13 protein-coding genes are annotated in these 14,633 nt (G+C 73.4%); 9 read left to right on the forward strand and 4 right to left on the reverse strand.

The genetic code is table 11. From position 1 onward, the window contains the following. Positions 1-4: 4 nt before the first annotated feature. From RM425_RS08585 to def, 6 genes are all read left to right on the forward strand, one after another. The gene (locus tag RM425_RS08585) at positions 5-3,100 is read left to right on the forward strand and encodes an Rne/Rng family ribonuclease (RefSeq protein WP_311344778.1); all 3,096 of its coding nucleotides are present in this window, start codon (positions 5-7) and stop codon (positions 3,098-3,100) included. A gap of 248 nt (positions 3,101-3,348) precedes the next feature. Continuing rightward, positions 3,349-3,660 (forward strand): 50S ribosomal protein L21, encoded by a 312-nt coding sequence (rplU, locus tag RM425_RS08590; protein ID WP_311344779.1) that lies wholly within the window; start codon positions 3,349-3,351, stop codon positions 3,658-3,660. A 7-nt stretch (positions 3,661-3,667) separates the two neighbouring features. Next, positions 3,668-3,925 (forward strand): 50S ribosomal protein L27, encoded by a 258-nt coding sequence (gene rpmA / locus RM425_RS08595; protein ID WP_311344780.1) that lies wholly within the window; start codon positions 3,668-3,670, stop codon positions 3,923-3,925. 125 nt (positions 3,926-4,050) lie between these two features. Next, positions 4,051-5,529, forward strand: a complete 1,479-nt coding sequence (obgE, locus tag RM425_RS08600; protein WP_311344781.1) for a GTPase ObgE — start codon at positions 4,051-4,053, stop codon at positions 5,527-5,529. Further along, on the forward strand, positions 5,526-6,668 hold the full coding sequence (proB, locus tag RM425_RS08605; RefSeq protein WP_311344782.1) for a glutamate 5-kinase: 1,143 nt from the start codon (positions 5,526-5,528) through the stop codon (positions 6,666-6,668). The genes obgE and proB overlap by 4 nt, the downstream gene beginning before the upstream one ends. A gap of 54 nt (positions 6,669-6,722) precedes the next feature. After that, complete coding sequence (def, locus tag RM425_RS08610; RefSeq protein WP_311344783.1) at positions 6,723-7,205, forward strand: peptide deformylase; 483 nt, start codon at positions 6,723-6,725, stop codon at positions 7,203-7,205. 66 nt (positions 7,206-7,271) lie between these two features. Here the strand turns inward: def and RM425_RS08615 are convergent, their stop codons facing one another. From RM425_RS08615 to RM425_RS08630, 4 genes are read right to left on the reverse strand one after another with little or no spacing between them, the layout of a single operon-like run. Next, positions 7,272-7,688 (reverse strand): Fur family transcriptional regulator, encoded by a 417-nt coding sequence (locus tag RM425_RS08615; RefSeq protein WP_311344784.1) that lies wholly within the window; start codon positions 7,686-7,688, stop codon positions 7,272-7,274. Positions 7,689-7,690: 2 nt separating this feature from the next. Beyond that, positions 7,691-8,713 carry a metal ABC transporter permease gene (locus RM425_RS08620; protein ID WP_311344785.1) on the reverse strand — a complete coding sequence of 341 codons (1,023 nt, stop codon included), beginning with the start codon at positions 8,711-8,713 and terminating at the stop codon, positions 7,691-7,693. A 1-nt stretch (position 8,714) separates the two neighbouring features. Further along, positions 8,715-9,530, reverse strand: coding sequence for a metal ABC transporter ATP-binding protein (locus tag RM425_RS08625; RefSeq protein ID WP_311344786.1), 816 nt, complete (start codon positions 9,528-9,530; stop codon positions 8,715-8,717). Continuing rightward, positions 9,527-10,495 (reverse strand): metal ABC transporter substrate-binding protein, encoded by a 969-nt coding sequence (locus tag RM425_RS08630; protein ID WP_311344787.1) that lies wholly within the window; start codon positions 10,493-10,495, stop codon positions 9,527-9,529. The genes RM425_RS08625 and RM425_RS08630 overlap by 4 nt, the downstream gene beginning before the upstream one ends. Positions 10,496-10,559: 64 nt before the next feature. Between RM425_RS08630 and RM425_RS08635 the strand changes: the two genes are divergently transcribed. From RM425_RS08635 to RM425_RS08645, 3 genes are read left to right on the forward strand one after another with little or no spacing between them, the layout of a single operon-like run. Beyond that, on the forward strand, positions 10,560-11,825 hold the full coding sequence (locus RM425_RS08635) for a glutamate-5-semialdehyde dehydrogenase (protein ID WP_311344788.1): 1,266 nt from the start codon (positions 10,560-10,562) through the stop codon (positions 11,823-11,825). A 60-nt stretch (positions 11,826-11,885) separates the two neighbouring features. Beyond that, complete coding sequence (locus RM425_RS08640; protein WP_311344789.1) at positions 11,886-12,773, forward strand: AAA family ATPase; 888 nt, start codon at positions 11,886-11,888, stop codon at positions 12,771-12,773. An 11-nt stretch (positions 12,774-12,784) separates the two neighbouring features. Continuing rightward, positions 12,785-14,209: a vWA domain-containing protein gene (locus RM425_RS08645; RefSeq protein ID WP_311344790.1), complete on the forward strand. Its 1,425-nt coding sequence runs from the start codon at positions 12,785-12,787 to the stop codon at positions 14,207-14,209. Positions 14,210-14,633: the final 424 nt, after the last annotated feature.

Genomic DNA, 14,633 nt, shown 5'->3' on the forward strand with positions numbered 1-14,633 from the left:
TCTCGTGGCCGATACCGACAACAGCACGCACAGCCCCGCCGAGGAGAACCCGACCGGCCCCCGGCCGGACGACACGGTGGCCGAGATTCCCGCGGTGTCCGAGGACTCCTCGGTCCCGGAGGACCCGGAGGACGAGGCGGCCGACGCACCGGTGGGGGAGACCCCCGCCGCGCCCGAGCCGGAGGCGGACCCCGAACCGGTCGGCTCTCCCTTCGGCGCACAGTTCAGCTCGCCCGAGCCGACCGCCGTGGTCGCGCGCCCCCGGCGCCGGGCCACCCGGCCCGTGGCCGCGCCCGACCCCGACGCGGTGGAGCCGGTGACCCCGGCGGCGCCCGCCGCTCCGGTTCCCGCCTTCGTCAGCTTCATGGCGCCGCCCGCCGACCCGCCGCCTGCCCCGCGTCGCCGCAGCCGCCGTCCGGTGGAGTCCCCCGAGGTCGAGTCGGAGGGGGCCGAGGCGCCCGAGGGTGCCGGGTCCTCCGAGGAGGAGGCCGAGCCGACGCGCGGCCGCCAGCGTTCGCGCCGCCGCTCCGCGGCCCCGCAGCCGGTCGAGGACGTCGAGAGCACCGAGGACGACGACAGCGACGACGAGACCAGCGGCACCGAGGACGACGGCGACTCCTCCGACGGCAGCAGCAGCCGCCGTCGGCGCCGGGGTCGCCGGGGCCGCGGCCGCGGACGCACCGGTGACGACTCCGGTGACGGGGACGAGGAGAACGGCGAGCAGCAGCCCGTCGCGGACGGCGAGTCCGACTCGGACGACTCCGAGGACACCGACGACGAGAGCGACGGCGACTCCGACGAGGCCTCGGGCGGCTCCAGTACCCGTCGCCGCCGTCGCCGGCGCCGGCGCAGCGGGGGCGGGGGCGACGAGGCCTCCGACGACACCGACGACGACGACCGCCCGGAGCGCGCCGGCCGCAACGGCCGCACCACCAGCGACGACGACGTCCGCGGGGTCGCGGGCTCCACGCGCCTGGAGGCCAAGCGCCAGCGCCGTCGCGACGGCCGCGACACCGGTCGCCGGCGCGCGCCGATCCTGACCGAGAGCGAGTTCCTCGCCCGGCGCGAGGCGGTCGACCGGAAGATGGTCATCCGCCAGCGCGGCGAGCGCACGCAGATCGCCGTCCTCGAGGACGACGTCCTGGTCGAGCACTACGTGACCCAGGCGCAGGCGACCTCGTTCGCCGGCAACGTCTACCTCGGCCGCGTGCAGAACGTGCTGCCCAGCATGGAGGCCGCCTTCATCGACATCGGCAAGGGGCGCAACGCCGTCCTCTACGCCGGTGAGGTCAACTGGGACGCCGCGGGGCTCTCGGGCAAGCAGCGCTCGATCGAGACGGCGATGAAGTCCGGCGACAAGGTGCTGGTGCAGGTCACCAAGGACCCGATCGGCCACAAGGGCGCCCGCCTGACCCAGCAGATCAACCTGCCCGGCCGCTTCCTGGTCTACGTGCCCGGCGGCTCGATGACCGGGATCAGCCGCAAGCTGCCCGACACCGAGCGCCAGCGGCTCAAGGACATCCTCAAGCGGATCGTCCCCGAGGACGCCGGCGTGATCATCCGCACCGCCGCGGAGGGCGCCTCCGAGGAGGAGCTGACCCGCGACGTCAACCGGCTCAAGGCCCAGTGGGAGGTCATCTCCCAGAAGGCCGGGTCGACCTCGAGCGCGCCGACGCTGCTCTACGGCGAGCCGGACCTGGCCATCCGCGTGATCCGCGACGTCTTCAACGAGGACTTCAAGGACCTGGTCGTCCAGGGCGACGACGCGTGGGACACCGTCGAGGCCTACGTCAAACACGTGTCGCCGGAGCTCAGCTCGCGGCTGTCCCGCTACACGGGGCAGGGCGACGTGTTCCACGACCTGCGGATCGACGAGCAGCTGGCCAAGGCCCTGGACCGCAAGGTGTGGCTGCCCTCGGGCGGCTCGCTGGTGATCGACCGCACCGAGGCCATGACCGTCGTCGACGTGAACACCGGCAAGTTCGTCGGGTCGGGCGGCAACCTCGAGCAGACCGTCACGCGCAACAACATGGAGGCCGCGGAGGAGATCGTCCGCCAGCTCCGGCTGCGTGACATCGGCGGCATCATCGTCATCGACTTCATCGACATGGTCCTGGAGAGCAACCGCGACCTCGTGCTGCGGCGGCTCACCGAGTGCCTGGGCCGCGACCGCACCAAGCACCAGGTCGCCGAGGTGACCTCGCTCGGCCTGGTCCAGATGACCCGCAAGCGCGTCGGCCAGGGCCTGCTCGAGGTGTTCTCCGAGAACTGCGAGCACTGCCGGGGTCGCGGGATCATCGTCAGCACCGATCCCGTGGACGAGCGGCGCCGCAGCGGGAACGGCGGCGGCAACGCCGGCGGTGGCAACTCCGGCGGTGGCAACTCCGGCGGTGGCAACCCCGGCGGTGGCAACTCCGGCAAGGGGGACAGCTCCGCCGGGGGCGGTCGCCGCGACCGCTCCGGCAAGGCCGACAACGGCGGCGGCAGCCGCGACGACGCCGCTGCCGAGCAGGGCGCGGGGGAGAGCACGTCGCCCGCCGAGCCGGCCGTCGACGGCGACGGCGAGACGGCGGAGGGCACCCGCAGCGGCGGTCGCCGCAACCGGGGTCGCCGCAACCGGGGTCAGTCGGGCGAGGAGCGTGCCGCCGCGGACGCCGCCGTCCTGGCCGGGGCCGGTGACGACGCCAGGGACACGACGGAGGACTCGGCGGGGGACGACGCCTCGGACAGCGCCGACGTCGCAGCGTCCGAGCCCGCTCCCGTCGACGACACGCAGCCCGACGACGTCCCCACGCCCGCGACGGTGGAGCCGGTGAACGCGGAGGCCGAGGCCGGCCCCACCAGGCCGCAGCGCGCGGCTTCCGACGTGGTCGTCGTGCCGCCCCTCGCGGTGGCCGAGCCGGTGCAGGAGCAGCAGGACGGTGCGGAGGTGCGGGAGAGCACCGACCTGCCCGAGGCGGCACCCGAGATCGCCGCACCGGAGGTGGCTGCCCTCGAGGCGGCCGCGTCCCAGGCCGCACCGGCCGAGCCGGCTGCTGCGGCGGGGCGTCCGCGTCGTCGCCGGGCGGCGAGCCGGCCGGCCGGACCGCCGGTCGTCTGAGGAAGGACCCCGTCCTCCCCGCCGCTCGCACGCTCGCGACGGGTCCCTGGACGGGGCCGCGGGGGGCTGGGACCACGTTCGACCGACGGGGCGGGCTCAGGTACGCTGGTCGGGTTGCATCGCCACCGTGCGGGCGCCTTCGGGTGCCGCCGGGTCAGGCGTCCGCAGCCCGTCCAGCACCCGGCGCCCGCTCGGTCGTGCGCGCCGGACCGACAGCTGGGCACAAGCGAGCTAACGAGGAGTCAGTGGTGTACGCAGTGGTGAAGGCCGGTGGCAGCCAGCACAAGGTGGCCGTGGGCGACACGTTCACGATCAACCGCCTGGCGGGTGCTGCCGGCGACAGCGTCGCCCTGCCGGCGATCCTGCTGGTCGACGGCGACGCCGTCACCAGCGACGCCGCGGCCCTGGCCAAGGTGACCGTGACCGGTGAGATCATCGAGCACGGCAAGGGCCCGAAGATCCGCATCCACAAGTTCAAGAACAAGACCGGCTACCACAAGCGGCAGGGGCACCGTCAGCCCCTGACCAGCGTCGTGGTCCGCGACATCTCGAAGGGCTGACCTCGACATGGCACACAAGAAGGGCGCATCGTCGTCCCGCAACGGCCGCGACTCCAACGCGCAGCGCCTCGGCGTGAAGCGCTTCGGTGGCCAGGTCGTCAAGGCCGGCGAGATCATCGTGCGCCAGCGCGGCACCCACTTCCACCCGGGGCTGGGCGTCGGCCGCGGCAGCGACGACACGCTGTTCGCGCTGGCTCCCGGTTCGGTCACCTTCGGCATGCGCCGGGGTCGGAAGACCATCTCCATCTCGGCCGTCGAGGCCTGAGCAGCACCACTCCCTGCTCCGGCAGGGGGGCGGCTCACGCGGGCCGCAGCACATTCGTGTCGCCACGAGCGCACGGGCGACCTGCCCGTGCGCTCGTGGCGCTCAGCAGGTAGGAGGCGGCGGGTATGGCCGCTTTCGTCGATCGAGTGGTCGTGCACGTGGCAGCCGGCAACGGTGGCCACGGCGTCTCCTCGATCCATCGGGAGAAGTTCAAGCCGCTCGGCGGTCCCGACGGCGGCAACGGCGGTGACGGCGGCGACGTCGTCCTCGAGGTCGATCCCAGCGTGCACACGCTGCTGGACTTCCACCACCGGCCGCACCAGAAGGCCGACAACGGCCGCCCGGGCGAGGGCAGCAACCGGCACGGCGGCAAGGGCGAGGACCGGGTCCTCCGCGTGCCGGCCGGCACTGTCGTCAGCACGCCCGACGGCCGGGTGATCGCCGATCTCGTCGGCGCCGGAACCCGGGTGGTGCTGGCCAAGGGCGGGCGGGGTGGCCTCGGCAACGCCGCGCTGGCCAACGCCCGCCGCAAGGCCCCCGGCTTCGCGCTCCTCGGCGAGCCCGGCGAGGCGTTCGACGCGGTCATCGAGCTCAAGAGCATCGCCGACGTCGGCCTGGTCGGCTTCCCCTCGGCGGGCAAGTCGTCGCTGATCGCGGCGATGTCCTCGGCGCGCCCGAAGATCGCCGACTACCCCTTCACCACGCTGGTGCCCAACCTCGGCGTGATCCGCTCCGGCGACACCGTCTACACGATGGCCGACGTCCCGGGCCTGATCCCCGGGGCCTCCACCGGCAAGGGCCTGGGCGTGCAGTTCCTGCGGCACGTCGAGCGGTGCGCGGTACTCGTGCACGTCGTCGACATGGCCACGATGGAGCCCGGCCGCGACCCTGAGTCCGACATCGAGGCCCTCGAGCACGAGCTGGCGGAGTACGGCGGTGACGAGCTCGACCTCGTCGGCCGGCTGCGGATCGCCGTCCTCAACAAGATCGACGTCCCCGACGCCCGCGAACTGGTCGACCTGGTCCGCGCCGGCCTCGAGGAGCGCGGCCTGGCTGTCCACCCGGTGAGTGCCGCGACCGGCGAGGGCCTCCGGGAGTTCGGCTTCGCCCTGGCCGCGGCCGTCGAGGAGCACCGCGCGAGCCTGCCGGCCATGGAGCCCGCGCGGGTCACGGTCACCCCCAAGGCCGTCGACGATTCCGGCTTCACCGTCGAGCGCGACACCGAGTTCGACACCGGCGGTTTCATCGTGCACGGCGTGCGTCCCGAGCGCTGGGTCCGCCAGACCGACTTCAGCAACGACGAGGCGGTCGGCTTCCTCGCCGACCGGCTCAACCGGCTCGGCGTCGAGGAGGCGCTGGCCAAGGCCGGTGCCGTCACCGGCGACGCGGTCACCATCGGCGGCGTCACCTTCGACTGGGTGCCCTCGCTACCTGCCGGCACGCTGAGCGCCGAGGAGGCCGCGGGCCTGGGCGGCCGGGGCACCGACAGCCGGATCGACGCGCCCCACCGGGTGCGGGCCGAGGAGCGGCTGGCGGCCAAGCGCGCCCGCCGTGTCCCCTACGAACTCAGCGAGCCGGGGTGGACCGAGGAGGACCTGCCGTGACCGCTCAGGGGCCGCTGGCCGCCGACGCCGCCCGGCCCGGGATCGCGGGCGCGCGACGGGTCGTGGTGAAGGTCGGTTCCTCCTCGCTGACCACGCTGCCCGGCGGGCTGGACACCGAGCGGCTGGCCGCACTGGTCGACGTGCTGGGCAGCGTCCGGACCGCGGGCCGGGAGGTCGTCCTGGTCTCCTCCGGCGCGATCGCGGCCGGGCTGGCACCCCTCGGGCTCGAGGGACGGCCGCGCGACCTCGCGACCGCCCAGGCGGCCGCCAGCGTCGGGCAGCTGCGGCTGGTGCAGACGTACGCGGACGCCTTCGCCCGGCACGGGATCACGGTCGGCCAGGTGCTCCTGACCGCTGACGACCTCACGCGGCGCGGCCACTACCGCAACGCGCACCGCACCGTCGAGCGGCTGCTCACCCTCGGGGCGCTGCCCATCGTCAACGAGAACGACACAGTGGCCACCGAGGAGATCCGGTTCGGCGACAACGACCGGCTGGCCGCACTGGTGGCCCACGTCGCCCAGGCCGACGCCCTCGTGCTGCTCTCCGACGTCGACGGCGTCTACGACGGAGACCCCCGCACCGGGCCGGCATCCCTGGTCGACACCGTCCGCGAGCCCGGCGACCTCGCCGCGGTCACCCTCGGGTCGGCCGGCCGCAACGGCGTCGGCACCGGCGGCATGGCGACCAAGGTGGAGGCGGCCTTCATCGCCGCGCACGCCGGGGTCCCCGTCGTCGTCACCTCGACCGCGCAGGCCGCCGCCGCCCTCGCCGGTGAGCGCGTGGGCACGCTGTTCCAGCCGATGGGCCGCCGGCCCAGCGCCCGCCAGTTCTGGCTGCGCTACGCCAGCCGCCCGCGCGGCCGGCTGACCCTGGACGACGGCGCGGTCGAGGCCGTCCGCGAGCGGCACGCCTCGCTGCTCGCCGCCGGCATCACCGCCGTCTCGGGCGAGTTCGTCGCCGACGACCCGGTCGAGCTCGTCGGGCTCGACGGCACCGTCGTCGCTCGCGGGCTGGTCGCCTACGACGCCGCGGAGCTGCCCCGGCTGCTGGGACACAAGACCGGCGACCTCCCGCCGGAGTACCGCCGTGAGGTCGTGCACCGGGACGAGATGGTGCTGGTCCGCCGTCGCTCCTGAGCGCCGGCGGGGAGGGTGGGACAGGCGGGCGAGTCGGGCTGAGAGACTGGGCGGGTGACGATCCGCCCCATCCGCGAGCTCGGCGATCCGGTCCTGCGCACCCCCTCGGACGAGGTGGCGGCGTTCGACGGCTGGCTGGCCGCGCTGGTCCGTGACCTCGAGGAGACCGTCGACAACCCGGGCCGCGCCGGGGTGGCCGCCCCGCAGATCGGCGTCAGCGCGCGGGTCTTCTCCTACAACATCGACGGCGTCATCGGGCACATGGTCAACCCCGTGATCGTCGAGCGCTCCGAGGAGACCCAGGACGGCGACGAGGGGTGCCTGTCGGTCCCCGGCATCTGGGCACCGACGGTGCGCGCACTACGGTGCGTGGCCGAGGGGTTCGACGTCGACGGCAAGCCCTTGCGCCTCGAGGGCGAGGGCCTCATGGCCCGCTGCCTGCAGCACGAGGTCGACCACCTCGACGGCAAGGTCTTCCTGGACCGGCTGACCGGCGACGTCCGGAAGGCCGCACTCCGCGCCCTCCGCGACCGCTGACACCCGCGCGGAGCGAGCCGCGCGGCATCCGGAGCGGAGCAACGTCCGAGCGCCCCCGAAGGGAGTTCAGGAGCGGGCGCTGCAGTCGGCGCAGGTGCCGAAGACCTCGACCTGGTGCTGCACGTCGGCGAAGCCGTGCTCGGTGGCGATCCGGGCAGCCCACCGCTCCACCGGGGGGTCGGCGACCTCGACCGTCTTGCCGCACGAGCGGCAGACGAGGTGGTGGTGGTGCGCCGGCGAGCACCGGCGGTAGGCGGCTTCCCCGTCGGAGCTGCGGAGCACGTCGAGGTGTCCGTCCTCGACGAGGGCCTGGAGGGCCCGGTAGACCGTCGCGAGACCCACGGAGTCACCACGCTCGCGGAGCAGGGAGTGCAACTCCTGCGCGCTGCGGAAGCCGTCCAGCTCGTCCAGCAGCGCGACCAGAGCACTGCGCTGCCGGGTCGTGCGGCGGCCGGACAACTCGGCGGGCGCCGGCTCACTCATCGTCATCCCGGCCTTCCGCTGGGGGGAGCGCCCACCGGGTGCTCCCCGTGCTCGTCGTAGTGCACGCCCCGGCCGGTCTGGTGCGGCGCGTGGAGGTGCCCGTCGTGGTCGTAGTCGACGTGGTCGCCGTGCGGCACCGGCGGATGACCGCAGTCGTCGCCGTGCTCGTGGGGGTGCGCGTCGTGGACGTCGACCCTACGCCGATGACGCCGGCGGGCCGTCGCGTCCCGCAGAGTCACGGCCGTGGTGACGAGCAGGAACAGGGCGATGGCCAGGAGCACGATCGTCCCGCCCGAGGGCGTGCCGGTGTAGAAGGACGTGGCCGTACCCGAGACGCTGACCAGCACTCCGACCGCGCAGGCGATGAGCACGGTCTCGCGGAAGCTGCGGGCGAGCAGCTGCGCGACGGCGCTGGGGACGATCATCAGCGCGCTGATGAGCAGCAGCCCCACGACGCGCATCGAGAGGACGACGGTGGAGGCCACGAGCGCCGCCAGCACGATGTTGAGGCCGAGCACGGGGAGCCCGACGGCCCGGGCGTACTCCTCGTCGTCGCTGACCGCGTACAGCCGCTGGCCCAGCAGGCCCACGCTGACGAGCACGACGACCGCGATGATCGCGAAGACGGAGACGTCCTGCGGGCTGGTGGTCGTGATGGCGCCGAAGAGGTAGGCGTCCAGGTTCGTGGCCTGCCCCCGGGGGGCGAGGCTCAGCAGCACCACGCCACCGGCGATGCCGCCGTAGAAGAGGACCGCGAGGGCGACGTCGCCGCTGGTGCGACCCCGGGCGCGGACCAGTTCGATCAGGACCGCACCCAGCACGGCCGCGACGAGCGCCGTCCACACCGGGCTGGTCGCCGTCAGCACCCCGATGGCGACGCCGGTGAGCGCGACGTGGCCGAGCCCGTCACCCAGCAGCGAGAGCCGGCGCTGCACGAGGAACACGCCGACCGCCGGTGCGACGAGGCCGACCATCAGGGACGCGAGCAGCGCCCGCTGCATGAAGTCGTAGTCGAGGAGTCCCACGTCAGCGCTCCCTGTCGGCGTCGGTCCGCGGACCGGCGGTCACCGTGGGCTGGTCCATGCGGTAGCCGGTGGGCTCGCGCTCCGGCGGGTGGTGGTGCAGGTGCTCGTCGTGCGCGGCGGCCTCGGCCAGCGGCCCGTCGTAGGCCACGCGGCCGTGGTCGATCACGACCGCCCGGGAGAGGACGCCGGCCAGCGGTGCGCTCTCGTGCGTGACCACCACCAGGGTCGTGCCGCGGGCGGAGATGCCGGCGAGGACGCCGGCCAGCGCCTCCTGGCTGGCGGCGTCCACCCCGGCGGTGGGCTCGTCCATGATCAGCAGCTCCGGCTCGGCGGCCAGCGCGCGGGCGACGAGCACCCTGCGCTGCTGACCGCCGGACAGCGAGGCGACCGGGTCGTCCAGCCGGTCGGCGAGGCCCACCGCCGTCACCGCGTCGACGACAGCGGCGCGGTCGGTCGTGCCGAGCCTGCGGAACAGACCGAGACGGGCGAGCCGGCCCACCCCGGCGACCTCACGCACGGTCGCCGGGACCGCGCCGCTGATCGAGTGCCGCTGCGGCACGTACCCCACCCGGCCCCGCTCGCGCAGCCGGCCGACGGGCGCGCCCAGCACCCGGACCTCTCCGCCCAGCACCGTGGCCAGGCCGAGCAGCCCCCGCGCCAGGGTGGTCTTGCCCGAGCCGTTCGACCCGAGGACGGCGACCGCCTCCCCGGCGCGGACGGTCAGGTCGACGTCGCGCACGATCGGCACGTCGCCGTAGCCGATGGTGGCTCCCCGGAGGTCGATGACGCCCGGCCCGGTGGGCGGCCGATCCGTCATGAGCAGGACTGACCCTCCTGCAGCGTGGCCAGGTTGGCGCGCATGACGGCGAGGTAGTCGTCGCCGGCGGACTCGTCGGTCAGCCCCTCGATGGGGTCGAGCACGGCGGTCCGGACGCCGGACTCCGAGGCGACGGTCTCGGCGATGGAGGGGTCGACGAGCGTCTCGGTGTAGACCGTCGTCACCCCGCGCTCGGTGACCAGGTCGGAGATCTCGGCCTGCTGGCTGGCCGAGGGCTCGCTGTTCGGGCTCAGCCCGGTGATGCCGACCACCTCGAGACCGTAGCGCTCCGCGAGGTAGCCGAAGGCGTCGTGGCTCGTGACCAGGGTGTCCACGGTGCAGCCGGACAACCCCTCGGACATCTGCTGGTCGAGCGACTCCAGCTCCTCCCGGAGGGCGGCGGCGTTCTGCTCGTAGGTCTCCGCACCGTCGGGGTCCAGTTCGGTCAGCTGCTCGGCCAGCGCGTCGCCGACGTCGGCCAGGCGGGTGGGATCGAGCCAGAAGTGCGGGTCCGCGGACTCCTCGCCTTCGGCGTGCTCTTCGCCTTCGCTGTGCTCCTCGCCCTCGCTGTGCTCGTGGTCGTGGCCGTCCGAGGCGAGCGAGAGGTTCGCGACGTCGGCGACGTCCCACGAATGGTCGCCGGCCTGGGATTCGGCGACCTCGTCCACCGCGGCCTGGAAGCCGCTGAGGTACACGAGCAGGTCGGCGTCGGAGACACCGGCGACGTCGCGCGGTGTCAGCTCGAGGTCGTGGGGCTCGGCGCCGGGAGCAGTGAGCGACGAGACCGAGATTCGCTCGCCGCCGATCCGCTCGGCGGCCCACTCGAGCGGGTAGAAGCCGGCCAGGACGGTGAGGCCCTCGGCGCCGGCGTTCCCGGAGTCGTCATCGCCGCCGCAGCCGGCGAGGAGGAGCAGGGACGCAGCGGCCGCCGCGGAGGCGGAGCGGCGAGCGAGCGAGATGTTCATGAGAACCATTATCTACTACCGAACCGCATTCTGGAAATGTCTGACCGCCGGGTAGGCTGGGTGCGTGTCGGAGATCTCACCGCTGCCGCTGATCGGCGCCGCCGCCCAGCGGGCGCGGTCGGCTGCCCGGGTCCTCCGGACCCTGTCCACGGACGCGAAGGACGCCGCGCTCACGGCGATGGCCGAGGCGCTGGTGGAACGGACCGACCAGATCCTCGCCGCCAACGCGACCGACGTGGACGCCGCCCGCGCGGACGGGACGCCCGAGGCGATCATCGACCGCCTGCGGCTCGACGCGGACCGGATCGCGGGCGTGGCCGGCGCCCTGCGCGAGCTGGTCGCCCTGCCCGACCCGGTGGGCGACGTCGTCCGTGGGTCGCGGCTGCCCAACGGGTTGGACCTGCGCCAGGTCCGCGTGCCCCTCGGTGTGGTCGGCATCGTCTACGAGGCCCGTCCCAACGTGACGGTCGACGCCGCGGGGCTGTGCCTCAAGAGCGGCAATGCGGCGCTGCTGCGGGGGTCCGCGTCGGCGTTCGCCACCAACACCGCGCTGATCGCCGTGCTGACCGAGGCGGGGGAGAAGGCCGGTCTCCCGGCCGGCTTCGTCGAGCTGCTGCCTGCCGACCGCGCGTCGGTGGGCGAGCTGCTCGGTGCCCGCGGACTGGTCGACGTGGTCATCCCGCGCGGTGGCGCCTCGCTGATCCAGCGCGTGGTGCGCGAGTCGCGGGTGCCGGTTATCGAGACCGGCGAGGGCAACTGCCACGTGTACGTCGACGCCTCGGCCGACCCGGCGATCGCCGAGGCCGTCGTCCTCAACTCGAAGACCCACCGGGTGAGCGTCTGCAACTCCGCCGAGACGCTGCTGGTCCACCGCGACGTCCCCTTCCTGCCCCGGCTGCTGTCGGCGCTGACCGAGGCCGGCGTGACCGTGCACGGTGACCCGGCCGTGCTCGCGGCGGCCGGCGCCGGCTCGTCCGCGGTACTCCCGGCGACGGACGAGGACTGGGGTGCGGAGTACCTGTCCATGGACATGGCCGTGCGGGTGGTCGACGACCTGCCCCAGGCGCTGGACCACATCGCGCGCTGGACCACCGGCCACACCGAGGCGATCGTCGCGGACTCCGCCACCGCGATCGCGGCCTTCACCGCCGGGGTCGACGCCGCCGCCGTGATGGTCAACGCCTCCACCCGGTTCACCGACGGTGGCGAGTTCGGGTTCGGCGCCGAGATCGGTATCTCGACGCAGAAGTTGCACGCCCGTGGCCCGCTCGGACTCCCCGAGCTGACCTCGACCACCTATGTCGTCACCGGTCGAGGCCACGTCCGCTGAGCGGTCCGTCCGGCCCGCCCTCGCCTCTTCCGGCCCACCCCACCACCCCTGGAGTCCGTTTTGCCCCGTCCGCCGTCGCAGTCCCCGCACTTCTCCTCGGTCACCGACGTCTCCAAGCGGCTGAGCGAGGCGGGCTACCTGCCCGACGCCCAGATCGCGACGACGGTGTTCCTCGCCGACCGCCTCGGCAAGCCGCTGCTGGTCGAGGGCCCCGCGGGTACCGGTAAGACCGAGCTGGCCAAGGCGCTGGCCACGGCGACGAGCTCGGAGCTCATCCGGCTGCAGTGCTACGAGGGCCTCGACGAGGCCCGGGCGCTGTACGAGTGGAACTACAAGAAGCAGCTGCTGCGCATCCAGGCCTCCCAGGCCGGCGACGGCGCCGACTGGGACAGCGTCCACGACGACATCTTCGGTGACGAGTTCCTGCTCTCCCGCCCGCTGCTGACCGCCATCCGGCGCACCGATCCCACCGTGCTGCTCATCGACGAGACCGACAAGGCCGACGTCGAGGTCGAGGGGCTGCTGCTGGAGGTGCTCTCGGACTTCCAGGTGACCATCCCCGAGCTCGGCACGATCACCGCTACCCGCCGGCCGATGGTCATCCTGACCTCCAACGCCACCCGCGAGCTCTCCGAGGCCCTCAAGCGGCGCTGTCTGTACCTCGCGCTGGACTACCCCTCCGCCGATCGGGAGCGGGAGATCGTCCTGTCGCGGGTACCCGACCTCGCCCCGGGCCTGGCCGACCAGCTGGTGAAGACGGTGCGCGCGCTCCGGGCGATGGAGCTGAAGAAGTCGCCGTCGATCTCCGAGACGCTCGACTGGGCGCAGACGCTGCTGGAGCTCGGCCTGGACACCCTCGACGAGGGAGCCATGTCCTCCACCCTGGGCGTGGTGCTCAAGCACGCCAGCGACCAGCAGCGTGCCGCCGCCGAGCTCCGGCTGAACTGATGAGCGCGCCGGTGAGCCGCTCGCAGGAACTCGGCGGGCTGGCCGGGCACCTGGACGGGTTCGTGCGCGCCGTGCGCGAGGCCGGTATCCCGGTGGGCATCAGCCAGGCGGTCGACGCCGCCGAGATCCTCACCGTCGTCGACCTGCTCGACCGCGAGCAGCTCCGGCACGGCCTGGCGGCCGTGCTGCTGCAGCGGGGTGCTCAGCGACCGGCCTACGACGTGCTGTTCGACCTCTGGTGGCCCCTGTCGGACCGCCCGGCGGCCGACGAGGCGTCCGGCGAGCCGGACGAGGATGCGCAGGACGGCGAGCCGAGGCAGGCCGGTCCCGGTCCCGACGACGCCGAGCTGGCCAAGCTCATGCGAGACCAGCTCTTCCAGCTGCTCCTCGACGGTGACGAGGACGAGATCCGCCGGTTCGCCCGCCGCGCGGTGGACCGGCTCGGCAGCGGGCAGCCCAGCCCGACCGGGCAGTCGTACTTCAGCTACCGGGTCATGCGGGCCCTCTCCCCGGACACGCTGGTGGCCAAGCTGCTGGCCGGCCTGCTCGCCGAGGGCGACCGCGGCGGGCTCAACGAGCAGGTGGCCCGCCAGACGGTGCGCGAGCGGGTGGACGCGTTCAAGAACGCCGTCGAGACCGAGGTCCGGCGGCGCACGGCCGACGAGAAGGGCCGGGAGCGGGTCGCGAAGAACGCCGTCAGGCCGCTGGCCGACCAGATCGACTTCCTGCGCGCACAGTCGACCGACCTCGCGGAGCTGCGCCGCACGGTGGCGCCGCTCGCACGGCGGCTGGCCGTGCGTCTCTCCGCCCGGCGCAAGATCGGCCGCCAGGGCCGGCTGGACTTCCGCAAGACCGTCCGGGCCTCCCTCGGCACGGGCGGCGTCCCGGTCGTCACCCATCACCGCCCGCGCAAGGTCCACAAGCCCGAGCTCGTCGTGCTCTGCGACGTGAGCGGCTCGGTGGCCGGCTTCAGCCACTTCACCCTGATGCTCACCCAGGCGCTGCGCGAGCACTTCACCGGTGTCCGGGCGTTCGCCTTCGTCGACTCCACCGACGAGGTGACCCGGTTCTTCCGGCCGGGTGCCGACGTCGCGGATGCCGTCCAGCGGATCGGCCGGGAGGCGCAGGTCGTGGCCTTCGACGGGCACAGCGACTACGGCACCGCGTTCGAGGTGTTCGCCGACAAGTACGCCTCGGCGATCGGACCGAAGACGTCGCTGCTGGTGCTGGGGGACGGCCGGACGAACTACCGGCCGGCGGCGGTCCCGCTGCTGGCCAGCATGGTGCGCCGGTCCCGCTCGGCGCACTGGTTGAACCCGGAGCCGCAGCGCCAGTGGGGCAGCGGCGACTCCGCCGCCGATCGGTACGGCGAGGTCATCGACATGGTGGAGTGCCGCAACGCCGCCCAGCTGGCCGACTTCATCACGACGCTGTAGCTACTACTACAGCCGCTGCTACTACTACAGCCGCGACTTTCCGGTTCGGTGTCGGTGTGTGTGGGGCTGACCCGATGCCGGTGTTCACGGTCGTCGGCGTCATCAGGAATGCAGTGCTCGACGCGCGCACACAGAAACGCTGAGACAGTCTTACGGCGCCGTGACGATGTGCGGAGGTCGGTTTTCCTCGCGTGCCGCCGGGCAGTCCCGGGCTCTGCCGCGAGTCCGCAGCCGATCGGCGAGCTGGGCTCCACGAGATGGGAGTCAGGCATGTCCTCCATGATCGGAAAGCCCGGAAAAGGGTCCAGCCTCGCATTGGCGATTGCGCTGCTGGGCGCGCTGAGCGGTGCGGGCGCAGCAGCCGCTGACACACACACCCCACCAGCGCCGGCTGCAGCCGATGGCCTGCAACCGATCGAGGATC

It is taken from the genome of Blastococcus goldschmidtiae (genome assembly GCF_031845325.1).
In the GTDB taxonomy this organism is placed as follows: domain Bacteria; phylum Actinomycetota; class Actinomycetes; order Mycobacteriales; family Geodermatophilaceae; genus Blastococcus; species Blastococcus goldschmidtiae.